20 protein-coding genes are annotated in these 21,980 nt (G+C 61.4%); 8 read left to right on the top strand and 12 right to left on the bottom strand.

Annotated features, from left to right (window positions below; all coding sequences use genetic code 11):
* Positions 1-10 precede the first annotated feature (10 nt).
* Positions 11-580 (top strand): N-acetyltransferase, encoded by a 570-nt coding sequence (locus CK227_RS08675; RefSeq protein WP_095772629.1) that lies wholly within the window; start codon positions 11-13, stop codon positions 578-580.
* 87 nt (positions 581-667) lie between these two features.
* On the opposite strand, the gene CK227_RS08670 is transcribed toward CK227_RS08675, so the two are convergent.
* The 4 genes from CK227_RS08670 to CK227_RS08655 all read right to left on the bottom strand — a co-directional run bounded on the left by CK227_RS08670 (position 668) and on the right by CK227_RS08655 (position 2,698).
* A complete protein-coding gene (locus CK227_RS08670) occupies positions 668-952 on the bottom strand; it encodes an SCP2 sterol-binding domain-containing protein (protein ID WP_019861010.1) in 285 nt (94 codons plus the stop codon).
* 182 nt (positions 953-1,134) lie between these two features.
* Positions 1,135-1,671: a hypothetical protein gene (locus CK227_RS08665; RefSeq protein WP_095772630.1), complete on the bottom strand. Its 537-nt coding sequence runs from the start codon at positions 1,669-1,671 to the stop codon at positions 1,135-1,137.
* Between the two features lie 27 nt (positions 1,672-1,698).
* Positions 1,699-2,124 (bottom strand): hypothetical protein, encoded by a 426-nt coding sequence (locus CK227_RS08660; protein WP_095772631.1) that lies wholly within the window; start codon positions 2,122-2,124, stop codon positions 1,699-1,701.
* A gap of 13 nt (positions 2,125-2,137) precedes the next feature.
* Complete coding sequence (locus tag CK227_RS08655; RefSeq protein WP_095772632.1) at positions 2,138-2,698, bottom strand: rod-binding protein; 561 nt, start codon at positions 2,696-2,698, stop codon at positions 2,138-2,140.
* 392 nt (positions 2,699-3,090) lie between these two features.
* Here CK227_RS08655 and CK227_RS08650 point away from each other — a divergent pair, with 392 nt between their 5' ends.
* Entirely contained in the window at positions 3,091-4,131 is a 1,041-nt protein-coding gene (locus CK227_RS08650) for an aminopeptidase (protein WP_095772633.1), read from the top strand.
* A gap of 18 nt (positions 4,132-4,149) precedes the next feature.
* Here the strand turns inward: CK227_RS08650 and CK227_RS08645 are convergent, their stop codons facing one another.
* Both CK227_RS08645 and CK227_RS08640 read right to left on the bottom strand, forming a co-directional pair.
* A complete protein-coding gene (locus tag CK227_RS08645; RefSeq protein WP_095772738.1) occupies positions 4,150-4,677 on the bottom strand; it encodes a GNAT family N-acetyltransferase in 528 nt (175 codons plus the stop codon).
* Between the two features lie 125 nt (positions 4,678-4,802).
* Complete coding sequence (locus CK227_RS08640; RefSeq protein ID WP_095772634.1) at positions 4,803-5,186, bottom strand: VOC family protein; 384 nt, start codon at positions 5,184-5,186, stop codon at positions 4,803-4,805.
* Positions 5,187-5,444: 258 nt separating this feature from the next.
* On the opposite strand from CK227_RS08640, the gene CK227_RS08635 reads away from it, so the two are divergent.
* Both CK227_RS08635 and CK227_RS08630 read left to right on the top strand, forming a co-directional pair.
* A complete protein-coding gene (locus CK227_RS08635) occupies positions 5,445-7,184 on the top strand; it encodes a peroxidase family protein (RefSeq protein WP_095772635.1) in 1,740 nt (579 codons plus the stop codon).
* A 2-nt stretch (positions 7,185-7,186) separates the two neighbouring features.
* On the top strand, positions 7,187-7,588 hold the full coding sequence (locus tag CK227_RS08630; RefSeq protein ID WP_095772636.1) for a hypothetical protein: 402 nt from the start codon (positions 7,187-7,189) through the stop codon (positions 7,586-7,588).
* On the opposite strand, the gene CK227_RS08625 is transcribed toward CK227_RS08630, so the two are convergent.
* Both CK227_RS08625 and CK227_RS08620 read right to left on the bottom strand, forming a co-directional pair.
* On the bottom strand, positions 7,550-9,616 hold the full coding sequence (locus CK227_RS08625; protein WP_095772637.1) for a BTAD domain-containing putative transcriptional regulator: 2,067 nt from the start codon (positions 9,614-9,616) through the stop codon (positions 7,550-7,552). The genes CK227_RS08630 and CK227_RS08625 overlap by 39 nt on opposite strands.
* A gap of 23 nt (positions 9,617-9,639) precedes the next feature.
* Positions 9,640-10,998, bottom strand: a complete 1,359-nt coding sequence (locus tag CK227_RS08620; protein WP_245318108.1) for a YcaO-like family protein — start codon at positions 10,996-10,998, stop codon at positions 9,640-9,642.
* Positions 10,999-11,454: 456 nt separating this feature from the next.
* On the opposite strand from CK227_RS08620, the gene CK227_RS08615 reads away from it, so the two are divergent.
* The 3 genes from CK227_RS08615 (at position 11,455) to CK227_RS08605 (ending at position 17,708) form a co-directional block, all read left to right on the top strand.
* Positions 11,455-13,008: a heme peroxidase family protein gene (locus CK227_RS08615; protein ID WP_179296413.1), complete on the top strand. Its 1,554-nt coding sequence runs from the start codon at positions 11,455-11,457 to the stop codon at positions 13,006-13,008.
* A 208-nt stretch (positions 13,009-13,216) separates the two neighbouring features.
* A complete protein-coding gene (locus CK227_RS08610) occupies positions 13,217-14,611 on the top strand; it encodes a peptidoglycan-binding protein (RefSeq protein ID WP_095772640.1) in 1,395 nt (464 codons plus the stop codon).
* A 181-nt stretch (positions 14,612-14,792) separates the two neighbouring features.
* The gene (locus CK227_RS08605; protein ID WP_095772739.1) at positions 14,793-17,708 is read left to right on the top strand and encodes a patatin-like phospholipase family protein; all 2,916 of its coding nucleotides are present in this window, start codon (positions 14,793-14,795) and stop codon (positions 17,706-17,708) included.
* Positions 17,709-17,789: 81 nt separating this feature from the next.
* Here the strand turns inward: CK227_RS08605 and CK227_RS08600 are convergent, their stop codons facing one another.
* The 3 genes from CK227_RS08600 to flhA are packed head-to-tail and all read right to left on the bottom strand — an operon-like array spanning position 17,790 to position 21,011.
* The gene (locus CK227_RS08600) at positions 17,790-18,173 is read right to left on the bottom strand and encodes a hypothetical protein (RefSeq protein WP_095772641.1); all 384 of its coding nucleotides are present in this window, start codon (positions 18,171-18,173) and stop codon (positions 17,790-17,792) included.
* Position 18,174: 1 nt separating this feature from the next.
* Complete coding sequence (gene fliR / locus CK227_RS08595) at positions 18,175-18,927, bottom strand: flagellar biosynthetic protein FliR (protein ID WP_038649353.1); 753 nt, start codon at positions 18,925-18,927, stop codon at positions 18,175-18,177.
* The gene (gene flhA, locus CK227_RS08590) at positions 18,924-21,011 is read right to left on the bottom strand and encodes a flagellar biosynthesis protein FlhA (protein WP_095772642.1); all 2,088 of its coding nucleotides are present in this window, start codon (positions 21,009-21,011) and stop codon (positions 18,924-18,926) included. The genes fliR and flhA overlap by 4 nt, the downstream gene beginning before the upstream one ends.
* Before the next feature lie 116 nt (positions 21,012-21,127).
* Here flhA and CK227_RS08585 point away from each other — a divergent pair, with 116 nt between their 5' ends.
* Complete coding sequence (locus CK227_RS08585; RefSeq protein WP_095772643.1) at positions 21,128-21,427, top strand: putative quinol monooxygenase; 300 nt, start codon at positions 21,128-21,130, stop codon at positions 21,425-21,427.
* A 36-nt stretch (positions 21,428-21,463) separates the two neighbouring features.
* Here CK227_RS08585 and CK227_RS08580 read toward each other — a convergent pair whose 3' ends face one another.
* Positions 21,464-21,943 carry a MarR family transcriptional regulator gene (locus CK227_RS08580; RefSeq protein ID WP_095772644.1) on the bottom strand — a complete coding sequence of 160 codons (480 nt, stop codon included), beginning with the start codon at positions 21,941-21,943 and terminating at the stop codon, positions 21,464-21,466.
* Between the last annotated feature and the right edge of the window lie 37 nt (positions 21,944-21,980).

The following is a 21,980-nucleotide window of genomic DNA, read 5'->3' as shown; positions in this document are numbered from 1 at the left end:
GATTGCGGAAATGGAAATGTCAGTTGAAATCGTAGCTCATGCGCCGGCCTTCTCCATGGTCGCCGAAACCGTCGCCGACGTAGCGGCACGCGAAGCCTTGCTCGATCGTGCCATGGGGCCGATGCGGCGGAAAAAATCGTCGGAGAAGCTGCGGCGTGGCCGCCGGCCCTCGGAAGGCCTGGCTTTCGTCGCGCGCGACGCGTCGGGCGGCGTCGCCGGCACGGTGCGGCTGTGGGATGTCAGGTTGGGCGAGGGCGGCCCGCCGGCATTGCTGCTTGGCCCGCTCGCCGTCGATCCGTCACTCAAGAATGCCGGCATCGGCTCGGCGCTGATGCGCCACGCCGTGGCCGAGGCGGCGCGTCTCGGTCACGCGGCGATCCTGCTGGTCGGCGATGCGCCCTATTACGGACGCTTCGGTTTCTCGGCCGACAAGACGGGCCGGCTGGCGATGCCGGGCCCCTATGAGCGGCATCGCCTGCTGGCGCTGGAACTGGTGGACGGTGCGCTCGACGGCGTGCTCGGCACGCTGAAGGCCTGCGGCCGCAAGATGAAGGCCCAGGCGCCGACACTGGCCGCCTGAGGAATCGACCACGCTATTCCTCAAACAAAACGCCGCCTGAAGCGGCGGCGTTTTGCGATCCATTGACGATCGGGTAATCGTGTGTGTTCAGCCAATCAACTGGCTGAGTGCCATGGCCACCGTCATATCGCCTTCGACTTTGATCTTGCCGGTCATGAACGCCATGGTCGGGTTCAGGTCGCCGGCGATCAGTGAATCGAGATCGTCGAGCGAGAGCTTGATGGTGCAGTCGGTGGGGGCATCGGTGTTCGAGACGGTTGCGCCGTCGATGACGATGACGCCGTCGCCGCCGGTGTCGAACTTCACGGAACGATCAAACCCGCTGCTGGCCACGCGCGACTTGATCTTCTCGGCAATCTCCTGAACGCTCACGCTGTTCTCCCTGTCTGGTTGCACCTGTCGCGCAGGGCATTTCGGTCTGGCCGAAGTCCATGCGGCATCTCTGGCGATCACGGTCGCTGCCGCATATAGCTTCTGGTTGACGTTTACGTCAACGCAAATCCTGGAGGCTGGTTCCTATCGCCGCACCAGGAAGCCTGTCGGGGCACCGGTGGTCAGTGGGCTGGCGGCGCGTCCGCTTCGGCCGGCTTGACGGTCCCGGCAGCCGCGGTGTCGGAATCCTGCCGACGGCGTAGCCAGTTGTCGCGGATCTCGTCCTTGCTCAGGAAATTGACCTGATCGATCAGAACCTCATGCACCAGGTTCGCGCCGACGCGGGCATTGACGGTGTCGCGGATGGCGGCGCGAAAGGCATCGAGGTCGATCGTCGCCTTCTTGGTGAAGTCGATCTGGGGATTGGCGTAGAGGTAGCTGTAGACCTGGTCGGTGATGAGCGCTTCGGCTGGAATCGACAGTTTCTTTATCTGCTCCGGTTCGACGGTGTAGACGAGCTTGGCCAGGAAATAGCCGCCGATCTTGGAATCGCGGATCAGCGGCACCGAAATGACGTCGGTCTTGACGTAGTCCAGCCCGCCCAGCATCGGCTTGGGTTTCTCGCCGACACCGCGTTCACCGGCTGCCTGGAACGAATAGAAGACGGCGCCGAGCGTGGCGGCGCAGACCCAGACCGCGATGGCGATGATCTTGATCATTCAGAGCCCGAGCCCGAGATCATCGCGCTAACCTTTCATCCGGCCGAACTCGGCGGCGGAGTAGGTGCCGTCGGTTTCGGCGCGCTGGATGGCGCTGCGCAGCAGGCCGGCGACCTCATTGACGGCGCTCAGATGCGCCAGGATCGCCGCCTCGTTCTTCGCCAGTTTCTGGCGCAGCCGGGTCAGGCCCTCGCGGTGCTGTTCGAGGAACTCAGCTTCGCTGCCGCCCTTCATGGCGCGGGTCAGCTCGTAGAGATAGCGGCTCTTGCGGGCGTTCGACGCCTTGAGATCATAGCCGGTATCGCTGCGGATGCCGGCGGTCTCTTCCTCGACCACCTCCTCGATGCGGCCGATGATGGCGGCAAGGTTTCCGGGCCGCGCGAACGGGATCGGAGCCTCCGACGCGGTCGTGCGCGCCGGCAGGTTGGCAGTGAATTCGGAAGAATCGGCCATGGTGTTTCCCAGTCTAGATCTTGATGTCTGTTTTTATGGTTGTCTCGTCGCCGGTCATCGACCTGGCGGCCTTGCGCTGCAATTCCTGGACGAGCGAGCTGGACAGACGGGTCTGCTGATCGATCTCGGTCTTTTCCGGTCCGTTTGAAACCGGGCCGATCGGCACCTTGCGCTTGCCGTCCATATAGTGGTCGGCAAGCAGCGACTTGGCGATGCCGATGCCGCCGCGCTCGGCCATCACGTCGGCAACGCGCTCGGCGAGCTGCGACTTCCACATGTCGCCGGCCAGACCCGTGCCATAGACGCCCTCCGTGTCCTTGGGCAGCATGTTCTGAATGAAGGTCTGCAAGACCATCGCCTCGAACTTCTTGAATTTCTTGGCCGGATCGGCTGTCGCCGCCGCCTTGTCAGCCGTGGCGCGCGACAGAATCGAGCCGGCGTCGACCGACGCCGCGGTATCCAGCGAACCGGAGGTGTCGACCGAAAAGGCACCGGCCGCGCCACCCGCGCGCCTGGTCAGCGCGGCACGGGCAGCCTCGATATCCATCGGATCGGCAGCTCGGGCGACATCCATAACGATGTCGCTGGGTGGAGAAATCGCCAAGAAAGTCCGCCTTTTACCGGTTTTTCCTTGGCCAGACCATGCCTCAACAAGCTTGTGGCAGGCTTGCGCGAGGGGAGGGCGCGGAATGTGGGGTGGAGACGAGGTGTCGGCTTCGGGCCGGAAGCGGGCATCCGCCGCCGTTCTCGAATGACCGCGGCAGCCCGCAAGCTGACGACAGCCAGGGGGACACGGCACGCCGTAGGCGAATGGCCGCATCGCCAATCCTGCCAACGTCGAAAGTCCGGCCCGCTGCCCCTGTACATCTTGACGGGAATTGGTGCGCCTGTTTGAGAACGGGATCGAGACATTTGCTGCATGGGAGATGGGCAAGCGGTGGGCAAACAGTGAAGCGCGTTCTTCGAATGCTTGCCGCTGTGATTGTGGCGTCCGGCCTGGCCGGGTGCACCAGCATTTCCTACTACGCGCAGTCGGTGGAGGGCCACGTGCAGATCATGGCCGCGCGGAAAAATGTCGGAAGGCTCATCCGTGATCCCTCGACGCCCGAGGCATTGCGCGCCAAATTGACGTCGGCCAGCGCCATACGCCGCTTTGCCACGGAAGAACTGGCGCTGCCCGACAACAGCAGCTATCGCAGCTATGTCGACATCGGCCGGGCCGATGTGACCCTTGCCGTTTTTGCCGCGCCGCGATTCTCGCTTACGCCGATAACATGGTGCTTTCCGGTCTTCGGCTGCGTTCCGTACCGGGGTTACTTTTCCCGCAAATCAGCGGCTGATAGCGCCGCCGAACTGCAGCGGCAAGGACTGGACGTTTATGTGTCAGGCGTCACCGCCTACTCCACGCTGGGCTGGTTCAGCGACCCGCTGCTCAGCACCATGCTGCGTCAGGACGACACCTATATCGCCAGCCTTGTCTTTCATGAGCTGGCGCATCAGAAAATCTATGTGAACAACGACTCCGCGTTCAACGAGGCTTTCGCGGTCTCCGTCGAAACCAGCGGTGTGAGGAGATGGCTCCGAGCTGCCGGCGATCGCGCCGGGTTGCGCCGCTACGAAACGAACCGCAAGCGCCAGGCGGATTTTCTCGGACTGATCGCGAAAACGCGGGATGAGTTGCGGCAGGTCTATGGAAGTCCCCGCGCCCCTGAGCAGATGGCGGCTGCCAAGGCAGCCACGATCGACAGGCTGCGGATGCGCTACCGACAGATGCGCGACAAAAGCTGGGCCGGATACCGGGGATACGATGCCTGGTTCGATGCCCCGATCAACAATGCAAAGCTCGCCGCGACTGCCGTCTACGGTGAACAGGTTCCGGCGTTCCTTCATCTGTTCGATTTGTGTTCCGGCGACTATCCAAGGTTCTACGCTGCTGTCCGCCGGATCGCGGATTTGCACGAACCCTCCCGTGCCGAAGCGCTTAAGGCCGCGAATACCTGCAATTGAATCGAGCAAGCACGGGACCTAGCGGTCGCTCGTCGCCTTGCTCGCCAACAGTGGCGATCCAATATCCGCGTCGAGTGCGAAACGCTCGCAGCGCTCGCCATCGGACTCATCGATGAAGCTCTCGATATGCCTGAAGCCGAGCTTCGCCAATATCCGCAGCGACGCGAAATTGCGCGCCGCCGCCTCGGCCGTCACCTGTTCAAGCGCCAGGGTTTCAAAGGCGTAGCGCAGGACTTCGCGCACCGCCTCGCTACCCAGCCCGTGCCCCCAATGCGCGCGTGCCAGCACAAATCCCAATGCGGCTGCCTTGGCATCGGTTGCGCCGAAGGTCAGGGTTATCGTCCCGATCGCGTCCGATACTCCCGTCTGGTCCATCGACCACTGGATCGCCTTGCCGTCGGCGAACCGCTGACGCGAGCGGGCCAACCATCGCTCGCCCGCGCTTATGTCGCCGGGAATGGGATCACCGGCGAGGGAGGCGGATTCGACATCCGTCGCGCGCGCAAACCATGCCGGGACATCCCTTTCGCTGGGCGCCCGAAGCACGAGCCTTGGTGTCATGAGTTTGGGAAATCGGACTGCTTCCATGGGGGCATTTTCGACCCGAGGCGGCGCCAATGCAACGGCGCGGGCAGGCCGCGACCGGCATGGTGGCGAAAGCGTACCGTTGCTTATGGGACTTCGCAGAGTTCCAGCGGCAATCCATCCGGGTCGCTGAAGAAGGTAAACCGTTGATCTGTATATGGGTCGACGCGGATCGGCTCAACGGCGACGCCTGCGGCTTCCAGGCGAATGATTACGGGATCAAGATTGGCCACGGCAAATGCCAGATGCCTCAGGCCCGTCGCCTCTGGATAGGACGGCCTCGTCACTGGGGCGGGGAAGGAGAACAATTCCAGCTGGACGGACCCGATCCGCAGATCGGCCTTCCATGACTGTCGCTCCTCCCGATAGACCTCCCGGATCAGATCGAGGCCGAGGAGTTCGACGTAGAACCGTCGCGACCGGTCGTAGTCGGTGCAGATGAGCGCGACGTGGTGAATGGCGTTCAGCATGTCGTGAACTCTAGCGAAGCTTGGATTCGAGGCCAAGGTCACCAGCGGGCACGAAGCACTTTGTTTATGTCGCCGTTCAAAGATACAGTACGGCAGCTTCCAGGCTTGGCGGGGATCGGCGGACGGCGACCATGCGGCGCATTGCTGACCGGCAGATTTTGGGCCGTCAACTTTCCTCGCGCGCCGCGAAATTAGTAGCATTTCACGCTGGTTTCACGACACGTATGGAATACGGTCCAAGGGACGGGGAGAACCGGAATGAACGCTCATCGCGGCACGACTACCGCCGGGCTGGCCGTGTCGGGCGGTGTTCAAGGCATCGCCGGCACTGTCGATCCGCGTCAGGTGCAGTTTCGCAACTTCGGCAATGCTGCCGGCGCGGACGAAGCCAAGCTCTATCATGGCCTGGAGACACCTTGGGCCACTCAGTGCCTGTTTGCCAAGCTGCTGCGCAGGATGAGTGTGGCATCCGCCGGAGGTGGCAACAAAACCAACGAGCGGATTCCGGCAGGATACACCTATCTTGCCCAGTTCGCCGCGCACGACATTATCCGCAATTCCTCGCTCAGTCCCTTGTTGGCGGCCCACGAGGCAGAGCGCCGCAACGAACGCGAGGAGGCACTCCTGCTCGACGTGCTTTACGGCGGAGGACCGTTCTCGAACCCTGGCATGTATGTCGTGGCCAAGCCTGGTGAAGTCGTCAGGTCGCTCATGCGTACCGGGCCGATGGCACCGCCGTCACCGAACGCCATGGCGATTCCCGCGGGCGCCTGTCCCTTTGCCATACGCGACTTGCCACGCTTTCAACAGGCCGATCTGAGCGATGGGGTCGAAAGGGGTCGGACGGATGTCCTGGTCGCAGACCAGCGTAGCGACGACAACGCCAACATTGCGCAAATGACGGCGCTTTTCCTGCACCTGCACAATGCCGTGGCCGGTGCACTGAGCAGCAGCGGAATACCCAAAAAGGACGTCGAACTGCCGGCAGGCGCGTATCTTTTCGACCGGACACGCCGCGTCACGACGGCGATTTACCGGAATGTGCTGCAAAATGATTTGCTGCCGCGCCTCATCGCCAAGCCGATATGGGACCTCTACAACGCGAACGGGTTCAGACCACTGGTCGACATGCCGCAAGGCATCCCGATTGAGTTTTCCCACGCGGCATACCGCTTGGGCCATTCCATGGTCAGGCTTTCCTATGTCTTCAATGACCAGCATCCGGAAGGCGAAGGGCTGGAGAACGTGTTGCTCAACCGCTCCTCATCACGCCCGCACAGATTCCCGGTCTCCGAACACTGGATCGCCGATTGGTCGCATTTCTTCCAGATCGCCGGCTCGACGCCGCAGTTCAGTCGGCGGATCGGACCAACGGTCAACGACGTGCTGCTGAGTGCCTACAGCATGCCGATCCTGTGCGTCGGCCCCGATTCAAAGCCACTTGACCCCGCCACAGCGGGGCTGTTGAGCGAAGCAGACAGCGCTGCACTACCCGATCCGAATGCGTCGGGACTTTTGTTCAGCGATTTGGTCCGAGGAACCATTGGTGGCCTGCTAAGGCTCGATGCCTTGATCGAACAATTGCCTCAGGCCGCTCTCGCGACCGCGCCGTTACTCGGCGATGCCGGGAAACGGCACCAGGCTATTCGATCCTGGCTTCAAGGATCGACCGTTGCCTTCACCGCGGCCGAGGCGACTGAGCTGGCAGAAAATCCGCCTTTGCTGTTCTGGCTGTTGTTGGAGGCCGCGATCGAACAGGACGGGCTGTGTTTCGGTACCATCGGATCGGTGATTATAGGGGATGTCTTCATGGCAAGATTGGCGGCCTCGCGCGCCATGATCGAAGACGACCCAATTACGCAGGACCTCGTCGCCAGACTGTTTCCCACCGGCATCCCGCGAACAATGGCCGACCTGATCCTTTTCGTCGCCAGCGCGCTCAATCTGGGCGATGCCTGGCCCCGGTTCATCACCCCGCCTACAACTCCTGGAGCTTAAACATGGCTGACCCCGTCGACAATTTGGACGCCTTTCCCGAACCGATCCGAACCCTTAACTTCGAGGCGACCGGCCGCAAGGTGGTGCAATGGGCACAGGACCCCAGCACGCGTCCGCGCGACTTGGCCGAGTTCAAGGCCCAACTCGATGGACTCGTCGTCGTGCCGGACCGCTATAAGGAAATCCAGATCGTTCAGGGATACGACCACGTCTTCTTCCTGCGGTTACCGCCCAACAATCAAGTGACGCAATCGCAAAAGAAGCTCCAGACCGAACAAGGCGGCATGGCCGACTATGGCATTCCGGAATTCTATTTCGATGCCATTCTCGAAACGGTGCCGTTCAACCGCGACAGTTTCTTCTACTCACGCATCGCGGACTACACCATTCGGGGCTGCCGATAGAACGGGCTCTGGCAAAGGTATCTGGCTGACGACAATGCCGGCCCCGGCTAGCCCTCGGCGCAGCGCCTCGAGGGCGTCTGGACTGTAGATCGGAAAGCTGTCCATGAGCCATGTGCCGACATTGCCCGGCTCCGGTGACTCATTTCCAAACCACGTCGTCTTCAGTTGCGCCAAAAATCGGTCGGCCTCTTGATGCGCGGCTTGCTCATTTCCGAGCAAGGCGAGCGCCGCGGCCTTCCAGCCGCCGATGTACGACACACTATCGGCGGCGCGCTCGGCCGCTTCGACGCAACCGGCATAGTCGCCAAGCAGGAACCGCACGCCCGCCTGATAGCTCCATTGCAGGCGTGAAACGCCGAGTCCGGTCTGCAACGCCAGAGTGGCGATACGCCGCGCGTTCTCGCGATCGTCGCAATAGGCAAGCCCGAGAGACGCGGAGACCAGGGTCCAGGGATCGTTGCCATTGAGTTCGCAGGCCAGAAGGAAGCTGATGGCCGCCTGCTGCGGGATGCCGTTCATGGCGTAGGACCACGCCAGATGCAGTTGGCTTCGCGAATCGATCGGATCGATCTGGGTCGCCTGCTTGGCAAACGTCAGCGCTTCTGCGTGGCGTTCGCGTCGCCGGCCGATGCCGGGAAAGATCAGATGCCGTGAATTGATGATGCCGGCCAACCCGGCGTAGGCGGCAGCGAACCGCGGTGACTCCGCGATGATTGATCTGAACAGAGCCTCGGCCCTCTCCTCTGACTCCGGGCGCCACTGAAAGATCAGTTCCTGCGCCCTCAGCCAGCGGTCGAACTGCTCCAGCGACAGGTCCGGGATGCTGGCGATCTGAACCAGCCGTTCGGACGACATGCTGACACCCAGCGCGACGGCGATGCGGCGGATGAGCCTCTGCTGGGTCTGGTACCACTGGCTGTTTTCGATGACAAACTGCTCGCTCCAGATGTAGCGCCCCGATGCAAGCTGCTTAAGCGTCATGCTGAGACGCAATGCCGGCCCGTCGATAAATCCGGTCGCCTCGATGCAATAGGCATTCTCGGTGAAGCGGGGAGGATGCCCTTCCCACTCCATTACCGCCCAGTCGCGGAACCGCACCAGGGACGCGACCAGTTCACTGCGGAAGATTTGCACGGCGTTCCGCGCGCGGACGGAACCGCTCACCAATTCGAACTCCCGCACGAACAGCAGCACGCCGGCGGCGGGCTCTTGCAGCCGTTGCGCCTGGGACCCGAATGCCTCGGCGGCAACCGCGGTTACCGCCCCCCTGTCCGTGGCCCCGATCGTACCGAGCTTGATGTCACTGACCAGTGCCTGCGTGGCGGCTGAAGGTTCGCTGTCGAACTCTGTTTCAAGCAGGTCCCAAAGCCCCTTATAGGCCCTCAAGGCCGTTGCTTGGTCGCCCATCCGAGCCGACGCTTCCATGACTGCTCGGCAGCCGATCTCGTTGGTCGGATCGAGATTGAGCAGGGCTTGTCCGGCTCGCTTTAGCGCTGGCCAGTCTGCCGCGGCCTTGGCCATCGCTTCCAGACATGAGATAAATTCGTCCTGAAGGCATTGCCGCTGGACGAGGACCCAGTTGCGAAACGAGGGGTCGATGTCGTCCAGGCCATTGAGAAAGCTTTCGGCGACACGTTGCCTCTCCAGAAGGACGGGCGGAATCCTTCCAGCTTTCAGCTCGTGCCTGATCTCACTCACATCCACTGTGACGAGCGACTGCTTCAGCGTCACGTTGAGCCGGTCTCCGAGGAAGACCCCTTCGACTTCAGCCAGGCAGGTCTTGAGATCGACTACGGTTTGCCTAAGCGAGGCCCTCGCTCGTGCTTCGTCCGATTCACTCCAGAGCAAGCCGCAGATGCGCTCGCGGGTTTCAAAGCCATGAGGGCTCAGTGCAAGATAGGCAAGGACGGCACGCGATTTGCGGTTTCTCACGGCGACGTCTCGCCCAAATTGGCTCAGCGCTACCTTGTCAAGCGTCGTGACACTGATCAGCGGCGCAGTCCTCGTTGGGGAGTTGTGCCCGATCATCGTTGTCCCGCAACTGCCTCCGTCTACATAAGATCGGCGCGGCCGCTCGGGCCGGCCTGGTCAATGAGGGAACGAAGCCGACGCGACTGGAACGGCGACGGAAATGGCTGCAGCCCTGGGACGAAGACTTTGGCGACGGGAATGTCAAACATCGGCGTGGTCAGATCCGCTGCGTATATGCGGTATTGCTTCTTAAGCATTTCGCCAACCAAGGATACGAAATTCAAGTCCCTTTCATCATTTTTGTGCATCAGCACGCCACTGGACAGGTGTGAGACGAGGCCCGTGTCGATTGCGCCAGCGGTCTCGGCGCGCTCCGCCTGCAGGCGGTCGACCTCGTCGAGCCTCTCACCCCCCTGTTCTGCGCGTTTCATTGCCGCCAGATCGAGAGCCAGTTCCATCTGGCACATTTCCAGCAGCGCCGCCCTCAGGGCGTTGCCCGCGTCCAGCCTGCAAGCCAGCCCGACTGCCAGGCCGCGACCATCCGCGTCGAAGGATAGCGCCGCGATTACAGGCGCGGGAAACTCACCCGATATGTCGAGAAACTGGGTGCATCTGCCGAGCTTCTCCTGCCTTATCCGCGCAAGCAGATCGAGCACGCCCGCGCCAGCAAGCGCTTCCAGTCCGATCAACCGGCCGCCGCGCCTGCTGCGCCACCAGGCGGCAGCCGCATCGCGCTCGATTGCTTCCAGCAGCGCCGAGGTCAGGGCAGCCTCGTGGGTTATCCCTGCGGCGCATCCGCAACTGGTTACCCAGGCGCTTCGGTTTGCGCCGCGAATGAAAAGTGTCTCGGGCAGATAGCCCTGCCGACCGTCGTCCAGCCGGCGCACGGGCACCCATCGGTCACTTTCACCGAAACCGGATTGCACCTGGAAATCGTCGAGGTGTTCAGCCAGCCGAATGTCCTGCCAATGACTTACACCATCTACTGGCGTGCCGTGCGTCGTCCCGTGCGGCACTTGCCATTCGCTATGATATTCGATGCCCTCGCCGATGCAGGCCTCGAATGCGCGCCCCGGGGTGAGGCCGACACCGCTGAAGCTCGCCGAAGTGGGTGAGGCCGAATCTCTCCAACTGCGATGTACCTGCGCACCAAAAAAGTGCAGCCCCGGTGCGTGGCGGGCGTGCAAGCGGAACAGATTGCCAAAATTCGCTGCGGCCAACAGTAGTCCTTGGCGGTTGTTGACCACCACCGGGTCGGGATCTGTGTCGCGGGAGCCAAAGTACCCAAGTGAGGTGAGCAACCCGCGTGCCATTGCAGCCTGGTCAGGTGCCAAATCTTGCGGCTTTGAACAAAATCGCGCTGCCAGTTCAAACGCATTCGCGGCGGTCAATTCACCATCCTCGCTGTTGAAGAAAGCCTTCTCACTCCTGGCTGCCACTTTCGCCTCACGATTTTGATCGGGTCAACAAGCGTCGCAGGCAAGGCAAAGCGATCTCTGAAAGACGCGAGAGCCGAAGATGGCGGTCATCTCACGCTGATTTCACGCTAGCTGGTCTAATGGTTGTTTCCGAGACGTCATCTCGACTGCCCCGGAGCTGAACGACCCGCACCGGACGAGACGATGGAAAATCGGCGCCAATTCATTTCCTCCCGGGAGCGGCGCCGCGGGGCCATGACCGGATGGGGCCGGTCTGTGCCTCGCGGCCCACTGGGAAGGGCGAAGCGGCTTCTTCGACACAAGGCCCATTTCGGGTTTCCTCCCGGGAGCGGCGCCGCGGGGCCATGACCGGATGGGGCCGGCCTGTGCCTCGCGGCCCACTCGGAAGGGCGAAGCGGCTTCGTCGACACAAGGCCATCCTCGGATCAGAAATTCGACAAGACAGGAGATCAAAAAATGGCAGCGCATGGCACCCCGCCCCGTGGCATTGATGCGACACGATCGCCGTTGTTCGAAGGCCGCTTCGGCCGCATGTTCCGAAATCTGGCACCCGCAACGTTCGGGGCAAACGACGATGACAACCGTCGCAACCTCAAGGCGCTCGGCGCCGCCATGTCTGCTGATATTGACGAGCCGAAAGATGGGCTCGACGCCGAGGAAAGCGGGATTCCTGCCCTCTATACCTATTTTGGCCAGTTCGTTGATCACGACATCACCTTCGATCCCGTCAGCACCTTGCGTAAATCGCTGGATCCCGATGGGCTGGTGGATTTCCGCACGCCGAGCTTTAATCTGGATAATGTCTATGGCCGGGGTCCCGCCGACCAGCCTTACATGTATACGAAAGAAGGCCGCTTCCGCCACGGCGATGCAATGACAGGAGCCGGTGGCCAGCCCGGACACGATCTGCCGCGCTTCGCCGGACGCGCAATCATCGGCGACCCCCGCAACGATGAAAACAGTCTGGTTTCGCAACTGCAAGGGCTGATGCTCAACGTGCACAACCGGATGGTCGATGACAATCCGGGCCTGGATTTTGAAGCGGTCCAGCAGCTCGTCCGCTTCCACTACCAGTATGTTGTCGTCAATGACTTCCTCGCCAGGGTCGTTTCGCAACCGATCCTTGACGCACTCAAGACGGACGGCCGCTTCGATCAAAAGCGATTGCGGTACTATCACTGGCGCAACCTGCCGTTCATGCCAGTCGAGTTTTCGGTCGCCGCCTACAGGCTTGGCCATTCGATGGTAAGGCCCGGTTATCGGCTGAACGACGACAAGCTGCTGCCGATCTTCCCACGCGCCGGCAAGCCGCATGAGGAGGCGCTTACCGGCTTCCAGACGATGAAGCCGGGTCGCGCCCTGGACTGGGGTCGATTTATCGACATTGACAAGCGCGCAGGCGGATCGGATCCCGAGACTGGAGATCCTGCCAACGTGCGTCGGCTGCAATTTGCCTACAGGATCGACACATCCCTCGTCGGTTTCCTGCACGATCTGCCGAAAGCCGTGGCGGGTGATCCGCCGGTCTCCCTCGGCGAGCGCAATCTCTTGCGGGGCTGGCTACTCGGCCTGCCGTCCGGCCAGAGCGTCGCACGTGCCATGGCCATCGAGCCCCTGGCCGATCCGGACATCATAATCGGCAAGGCTGTGGACGCTCCCGAGGATGGTGATGTCGTAGGCCCGATCATCGATGCCGTCACAGCCAAGGGTGGCGACGGCAAGGCCTTCGCCGACAACTGCCCACTTTGGACCTATGTCCTTGCCGAAGCGGCAACACACAAGACCAACATGGCTATCCCGATTACAGGCGGCGGCACACGTTCCACGCCGCAGCTTGGACCGGTGGGCGGCCGGATTGTGGCGGAGGTCTTCCTCGGATTGCTGTTTGGCGACGGCAGGTCTTACCTGTCGCTCGATCCTTTGTGGAAGCCTGTGAGCGGGGCAGGCTTCAGACTGAAGGACCTGGTCTCCTACGGGCTCGGCATGGGGCCGCCGCTTCACTACCGGTGACAACCAGTCCTTGGCAGCGGGTGAAGTCAGGGGACGACCGGATATGTCGTGACAATCTTCGACAATTCGGCGGGGGCGAAGCAGGGCGGAGATTCTTGAGATGTCCGCCCCTGCCGGCGCCTGACAAAGGTGTGCCCGGCTTTCCAGTTTGGCGGAGGTTTAGCGTTAGTCGAATTTGGTCAATCACTACTCGAAGGGGATATGGGCAATGGGACTCTTTGATGAATATAAAGAGGGATATGAGCGCAACTGGGAGAGGCTGGAAATCCGATCCAACCGAGCCAGCGTCGTCAAAAAGGAAGCCAAGCGCATTCTGGATGGCAAGACGATTTATGCTCAGATCGAAAGCCGGACGGGTGTTCCATGGTGGTTTGTCGGCCTCTGTCACTACCGTGAGTCTTCGCTGAATTTCGGCACTTATCTCGGCAATGGCCAGCCTCTTGGCCAACGTACCACCATTGTTCCGAAGGGCCGTGGGCCATTCACCGGGCCGAACGCTTTTGTCGACGGAGCGTTGGACGCTTTGCGGCTGGAGGGCTTTGTAGGCGCCAGCGATTGGGGGATTGCGCGAACTCTGTTCAGGCTCGAGGGGTTCAATGGTTTTGGCTACCACGGAAAAGGTGTGAATTCTCCGTACCTTTACGGTGGTTCCACCTTGTACGGGCCGCCCGAGGCGCGAGCCGGCAAGTATGTCAAAGACCATGTTTTCGACCCCAATTTTGCGGATACGCAGCTCGGGACGGCAGTGATCTTGAAGGCTCTCCTCAGCCTTGACCCAACGATCAGCATCGGTTCAAACGGCGGTTCGCCGGGCTTGGAACCAGACGATGAGATGGCAAAGGATGTTGTCTGGCTTCAGCATTCATTGAACGCTCTGGGAGCAGACCCGCAATTGGTCGAAGATGGGCGGAGCGGACCTTTGACCAGGACAGCTCTGTCGCGCTTTCAACAACAAAACGGACTGGACGATACGGGGTTAGCAGATCCTCTTACGATTGCGGCGATCGACCGGCAGCTGCAGCCCAGCTCGGATGGCGCCGCAAGTGATATTCGCGAGAAGCTCGAATCTTTGCAGGCCGCTATTCGCGCCTTGACCGATAGATCGGACAAGGTGCCTTCACCTGTCCATGTAAATACGGTTGGCGTGAACAGCGACCTCGCGGGCATTGTCAGTGCGTTGGGAGGTGCAGTTCAGCGCGTGGCGAACACCGTCCCGCCAGTCAATCAGGGCGGTAGTCAGCAAGATCGCTTGCGAAGGGCGATCGACCTGGTCTCGGCCATCTTGCTCCCTGGCCAAGCCAAGGATGCGCCGCTAGGCCCAGTGAATGGTGCGCTCGGTCAGACGATCGGGAATCTGCTCGACGGAAAGAAATCGGCGATTGGTATTGGCGGGGCGATCATTACGCAGCTGCTTTCCAAATTGGCGACTTCGCCTGGCGTGTCGGGTGATCTGACCGCGGTAGGCACTGCACTGTCCAATATCACGCCAGCCATGGGGTTAAGCCCTTTCGCAATGCCGTTATTTCTTGGCCTTGCGGCGTGGGGCTTCTTGGGAAAGCTTGAAAAGTGGAACCAGGGAACGCCTGCAATCCCACTAGATTGACCTGCATGAACGGGTCGCCCTACTCAAGTGGCCCGGCTGAGTGTTCCCCATGGCGGTTGCGTGTCGGCTGGCCCGGCCGCGCTAGGGCCAGAAGCCGCATTGAGCCATGGGGCTTCCAAGAACACCCAGCTTTCGTACTCGCGTCCTCACGGTGGATGGCACAGCAATGGGCAATCCAGACATGACGAAAGCCAAGAGGTTTGCTGTGGATCAAGCTGCTACCGCGAATGACCAACCAGGCCTTTACAATTGGTTGGGTGCCAAGACGAGGAGTTTCGTTCGTTGGTGGCGAAGGTTTGATGGTTTTGTGAACCAGCCGTTGCCAACGGGCAGAGCGTGGTATTGGAGCTGGATTGCGCCCGATGGCTACGCCTGGTTCGTCCCGGTCCTGTCTCTCATGTTAATCGTCGTTATCGCGCTGGGCTGCCCGACATTCCACTTTACGTTGGCCACGATCGGACTGTTGATATTCGGGCTTTCACTGTTGCTGGCGCTACATATCGGAGCGTGGTTGCAACCATGGGTCCAGCGATACCTTCTCGCTGGGCAGCTTGCGATCCTGGGTGTCTTGATCGCCCCAATGCTTCTCTTCACCCAACCTGAGACCTACGACGATCATTCAGGATCACTACGCCTGCACATTGGTGTCGCGATTGTCATCATCTTGGCGATCGCACTCGGCATGGCCTGGTGTGTAGCCGTGCGATTGTTCAATCCCCAAGGACGAAGTGAACTTGCGCAGGCGCTTCCCGCAGTCGACCTGTTTCCACCGACGAATCGCTACGACTTCATGGGTACCAGCCCTTTCGCAGCGCTGGTTTCCGCCTTGCTCATTGTGCCCGTCCGCTACCCGGTCGAGCTGCTTTTGCCTGGATCGCTATTGGTGCTCTTTGTACCGGATCGATTTCTTTGGTGGGTGTTTGCAATTGTCGGCGTTCTCTGCTGGGCAGTGCTCTTCCTCGGCGTGCTTTTCGAAAGATTGATGGAAGTTCTTAAAACTATCGGTCGTCTCTTCTTCATAGGCCCGCAACTTGCCATAAGCTTGCTGGTGATTGTCGTTGCCCTGGCGCGCTTGGGTGACGTGCACTACATCACTTATCTGTTCAACGCAGGCAGCACCGGATACGGCAATACCAAGATCATGGGCTACCTCGCTTTTTTCTATTTGGCGGCGTGGTACTACGCGTTCTGGTGCGATCAATTCGCGGCGCGGAGAATTCTCCATCTACTTGGTGGCAGTGTTGCCGCTGGGCCTCCCTTTGAGCTGCGATACGACTACATCGGTAACCAGCCTACCAGCCCCATCAAGCCGAACGGTCGCCTGGTAGCGCTGCATGGGGCGGGACGATTGAAAATTCAGGGCGAGTATAAGAAGGGATACGAAGCCCAGGGGGCAGCCTTACAGTTCCAGACTCCATCGGAACTGCTGTCCACTTTTCGCCGGCAGATCGAACAGATGCCGGCATCAAAGAGCGTATTCCCCGACCCACTGCCGAGCTTGCGCGACTTTCAACGTTCCGCACTGGTCTTTCCGGTAATCACAAGCACCTTGGCCTTCATTTTGATAGCCGGGCCGTCTTGGGTCTCGTTCTTCCACGCGGCTCAGCCTGCCGAACTGGAAATCCATTCGATGGCGCCCAAGAACCTCGACCCCGCCAGCTTTTTGCGGTCTGAGACCGGGCAAACAGGCGCTTGCCCGCCCTTAGGCCCGAGCGATGCCAGAATTGCCATTGCCGCTTCTGGCGGTGGCACTCGCGCCGCCATCTACACGGCATCAGTCCTTCACGGGCTCGCACAACAAGGCAAGATCTGTAACGTCGTCCTCGTCAGTGGTGTATCCGGTGGCAGTGCCGCTCTAGCCTACTTTGCCTTGCATGAGCGCGAACTGCGGCGACCCGGTGATCCAGACAATGACGCTTGGGGGAATTTTTCGAAGGTCATGGCGGATCCCTTCATCGAGGACGTTCTCGAAAGAGCCGGTGATCTGCGGACAACCTTTGGAAGGCGAAGCTGGCAGCCGGCTGTGTGCGGTGAAAATCCCCTGAAAGATGAGCACGTGGACGGATGGATCCCGGCGCGAACCCGTTTGGGCAATATCCTTGCAGAGTCGTTCGTCTGCAACATGGGTGCGGGAGTGATGGGATCGCCGCCTTTCGGCTTGATGTTCAACACGTCGTTGCTGGGTTCGTTTGAAGCCAAGCCAACAACCTGTACTGATGACAATCTTTCATTTCCAGAACTCGCCGCGAAATGTCCAAAACTGCTTGACGGCAGCGTTGCGGGCGGGCGGCTGGTGCTGACGAACCTCAAGGCGCCCAACCAGGGGGCGGCGGCGAATGAACCGGCCGTGATGAAAGTCGTCCCTATCGATGACGTAAACCTTTCAATCGCCCGCGCCGCCGCCCTCAGTTCGAATTTTCCGCCCGTTTTCTCCGACGCAGCCATCGATGTATTGCCGGATGGAACAGACTCTGTCCGACAGCGCTATTGGGTGACGGACGGCGGCGCGGTTGAAAACCGCGGTACAATGACGCTTTACCTTTTTGTTCGAGACGCCCTGAAATCGTTGGACAAGTCCGTGCCTCTGGCACCGCTTCACATCGTCATTGCCGACGTATCTGCGTCGGCTGGAGGCTATACTGAGAGCTTTGGCTTCAATTCGGTGCTGCAAGCGGGTGGGCAACTCGGCTTGGGAATGGAAGGTGAAGTGTTCTCCGACATACACGACATCTATTGCGAGCACCGATCGATCGCTACCCGGCACGAGCTCGATATGCCTCGGGTGTTGCGCGACGGCATCGGCACGCACTGGCTGCTGCCGGGATCACTCACCTTCACGGAGCCGACGCAGGGATCGGTGACGCTATATTCGGCTGACCTCAAAAAGCTTGTCGTTGCTTTGTTCAGCAGGGACATTCCAAAGTTCGATGACCAGAAGGACGCGAGTAGGGTTTTTGACTGGGCGAAAGATCCCGCGTTAGAGCACCCTACTTTGGAGTCGAGATGGAACGAGCTTCTTGCCGTGATCTCGAACACCAAGGCGACTTCCAATGACTGTGTCGATCGGAGCAAAGGCGGTGCCGCCTTCGTCCAGTGATGTCAGCTGGGGTGCCGTTGGAGGCACGAACGCGCACCTTTGTCGTTGAACGAATCGTAGCGAGGGAAGCGATTCCCGCAGCTATTCCTCGTTCCGCTTCTGCGCGATCAGATCCAGCCGTTCGCGGTCGGAGCGTTCGCGCTCGTCGCGGTTGCGCACGTCCTTGTAGGCGCGCTTGACCATGTTGGTGCGGGCATTTGCCGTGGCGATGAGGCCGGCCTCCTGCCTGGCGCTTTCCAGGCTCTTCTCCTGGCGCACCACCGCCTGGGCGATGCGGCGGTGATAGAGATCGGGGAACAGGCCGGAGAGTGAATTGTCCTGGTCGAAATGGCCGATCAATTCCCTGGCCTCGGTCTCCGCCGCGTTTGCCGCGGCGAGAAAGGTGGCGTGGCGGGTCTCGTGCAGCGCCCTCAGTTGCTCCTGCACCTTGACCAGTTTCCGCAGACGGTCCTTGCGCGTGCTCATCTCACCTCGCCAAAGTCAGGTCGACGAAGCCGTCGACGAAAAGCGACAGCATGGTGCCGATGGCGAAATAGAAGATGATCATGCCGCCGGCGATGACGAAGGGCTGGGAAATGAAATAGATCGGGATCTGCGGGGTCAGCTTGTTGACGAAGCCGATCGTCAGATTGACCAGAATGGCATAGGCGACGAACGGGCTGCCGAGGCGGATGACCAGGAAGAAGGTGTCCGACACGGTGTCGGTGATGTCGACCAGCGCCGCCTGCGGGTTGAAGAAGACGTTGACCGGCGCGACCGTGTAGGAGGCCACCAAAGCGCGGACGATTTCGTGGTCGAAGTCGAAGACGAACAGCATCAACAGCGCCGAGAACGAGATGATGGCGGCAAGGGCTGCCTGCGGTTCCGGTTCCTCGATCGCCGGCCCGCCCGAGCCGCCATAGCCGATCAGCATGGCGATGGCCGAGCCCATGAAGCGCAGCGCTTCCATGTAGAGCCTGGTCATGGCGCCGATAAGCCCGCCGACCAGGAGTTCCGAGATGATCATCGGCACCAGGATCTGCGGGCGCGGATCGACGAAAGGAATGATGCGGTCCCACAGGAAGGCAAGCAGGCCACCGGTGGCGGCGACCGCCACGAACAGCCTGACCTGCACCGGCACGCGGGCGCTGGACAGGCCCGGCATCAGCATGAAGCAGGCGCCGATGCGGCAGAAGGCGAGGAACGCCGCGATGACGACGCTCTGCGAGAGAACGCTCACGATATGGTCCCGAGCACCCTGATCTCGACGCCCTTGGCGATTTCGACATGGGAGAGCACCGGCAGCGTGGTGAAAAGCCGCTCGATGATCATGCGCACATAGGGGCGGGCGTCCGGCGCGGTGACGAGAACGAAGCGCTCGCCGGCCTCGAGGAATTTCTTGATCGCCTTGGTGGCGTCCTGGCCGAATTCCTCGAGCTGACGCGGATCGATGTCGAACTCGCGCACCTCGCCCTTGGCGTCGCGCTTGAGGCTCTGGTGGAAGGCGAGATCCCAGCGGTTGCCGAGCCGCAGCACCTTGAGCACGCCGCCTTCCGAGAGGTCGCCGCAGATCTGCTGGGCCATGCGGATGCGGACATGCTCGACGATCTGCTCGGTGCGGCGCACATGCGGCGCGATCTCGGCGATGGCCTCGATGATCAGATGCAGATTGCGGATCGAGACGCGCTCGGCGAGCAGCAGCTTCAGCACCGCCTGCAGGCCGGGATAGGAGATGTGCGTGGTGCAGATCTCGTCGGCCAGCTTGCGGTATTCCTGGTCCTGGCGCTCGAGCAGCGCCTTCATGTCCTTGTAGGACAGGAGCTGCGGAAGGTTGTTGCGGATGACTTCCGAGAGATGGGTGAGCAGCACCGACATGTTGTCGGCGAAGGTGTAGTTCTCGCGTTTCAAATCCTCGGCGAAGGTTTCCATGACGGAATAGGCACGCATTCCGAAGGCCGGCTCGCGGATCTCTTCACCGGGGATTTCGGGAACTTCGCGGCTGCCGAGCAGAACCATGATCTCACCGACGCGCATCGAATATTCGGCGACCACCGTGCCATGCACCTTGATCTGATAGCTCTTCGGCGGGATGGCGAAATCGTCGGCAACGCGCACTTCCGGCACGACGAAGCCGTATTGCTGGGCGAACTTCTTGCGCATCTTGGCCATGCGGAAGACCAGCTCCTGATGTGACACGAGCAGCCGGGTCGACAGCTGCTTGCCGATCAGCAGTTCTATCTCGGCGGTGGCGAGCGAGGCCTTGACCGAGTTCTTCTCTTCCTCGGCCTTGGTCGCCTTTTCCTGGGTCTTCAGCGCCTCGGCCTCGGCGAGGACGCGGTTGGCGCGCATCGGGATGATGTAGCCGAGGCCAGCCATGCCGCCGGCCAGTGCGAAGAAGGGGAACAGCGGCAGGCCGGGCATCAGGCCGAGCAGCACAAGCAGCGCTGCCGCCACGTAAAGCGCGCGCGGATGGGCGCCGAGCTGGCCGAACACGGCCTGGTTGGTCGAGCCGCGGGTGCCGCCCTTGGAAACCAGCAGGCCGGCGGCGAGCGAAACGATCAGCGCCGGGATCTGGGTGACGAGACCATCGCCGACCGACAGCTTGATGAACACGTCGGCGGCCTCGCCCATGCCCATGCCGTGCCTGATGTAGCCGATGGCGATACCGCCGACGATGTTGATGGCGGTGATGATGAGGCCGGCGATGGCGTCGCCCCGTACGAATTTCGAGGCGCCGTCCATCGAGCCGAAGAAAGAGCTTTCTTCTTCCAGTTCGCGGCGGCGCAACTGCGCGGTCTTGTCGTCGATCATGCCGGCGGAAAGGTCGGCGTCGATCGACATCTGCTTGCCGGGGATGGCGTCGAGGGTGAAGCGGGCGCCGACTTCGGCGATACGCGTGGCGCCCTTGGTGATGACGATGAAGTTCACCACAATCAGGATCATGAAGACGATGAGGCCGATGACGAAGTCGCTGGCCATCACCAGCTTGGAGAAGCCGGCAATGACATAGCCTGCGGCGTGCGTGCCCTCATTGCCATGCGACAGGATCATGCGCGTGGTGGCGATGTTGAGGGATAGCCGCAGCATCGTGGCGATGAGCAGCACGGTCGGGAACGAGGAGAAGTCGAGCGGCCGCTGGATCCACAGCGCCACCATCAGGATCAGCACCGAAAGCGCGATCGAGAAGGCCAGGCCGATATCGATGAGAAAGGCCGGGATCGGCAGGAACAGTACGGCCAGGATGATGACGATGCCGAGCGCGAAGAAGATGTCGCGGCCGTTCTTGGCCACCGCGCCGGGCTGGATGCTTTCGCTGATCGCCATATAAGTCCTCGAACCATAGACTGCCGCGCATGGGACAGCCCGGCGAGGGTAGCTGGCCAAGCTTGCGCGAGGGTGGGAGAGTGGCCAGCTCGACGATCCCGCAAGGAGGAAGACCCATGCTTCTCATCATCGGCACGATCCGCTTGCCTGCAGGAAAGCTGGAGGAGGCAAGGCCGGCGATGGAGCGCATGATCTCGGGCAGCCGCGCCGAGGATGGCTGCCTCGAATATTCTTACGCGCGGGATGTGCTCGATGCGGGGCTGATCCGGGTTACCGAGGTGTGGCGCGACAGGGCGGCGCTCGATGCGCATTTCCGCTCGCCGCACATCGCCGAATGGCGCGCGAGCTGGCCGGCGCTTGGCATCGGCGAGCGCAACCTTGTGCTCTACGAGGCCGGTGAGCCCATGCCCACCTGATCGACCGCTGCCCGGCTGGTCAGCAACCGCCAATAATCAGGACTCGGCTGTTGCGGCCATGGCGACGCCGACCAGCCAGCGCCTGACGGCGCGTTCTTCCGCTTCCGACAACCCCTGCGTCAGCTCGCTCTCGATCGCCCGCACGCGCCGGCGGCAGGCGCGCAGCAGTGCGCGACCGCTGTCGCTGAGATCGATGTGCTGGATGCGGCCGTGAACGGCATGTGGCTTGCGCACCAGCGCGCCGGCCCGTTCGAGATTGGCGACGATGACGCTGAGCGTTTGCGGGGTGAGCAGCGCCAGCCGGGCCAGATCGGCATTGGAGAGGCCGGGATAGGCCGCAAGCATGGTCAGCGTGGCAAATTGCGGCTGCGTCACGCCGAGATCTCCCAGCGCCCGGTCCATTCTGAGCCGATGCGCGCCGGCGGCTTGCCGAAGCAGGTAGCCGAGATAGCCTTCCTCGCCGCGTTTGCCTTCGCCGGGGGCGGGTATCGATGCGTGCGGATTCGGCTTGTGCATAATGTAAGAGCTCTTATATGTTGTTCGTGCACTGATA

The organism is Mesorhizobium sp. WSM4308, from assembly GCF_002294905.1.
Lineage (GTDB): Bacteria > Pseudomonadota > Alphaproteobacteria > Rhizobiales > Rhizobiaceae > Mesorhizobium.
This window is presented reverse-complemented; position numbering and strand designations above follow the sequence as displayed.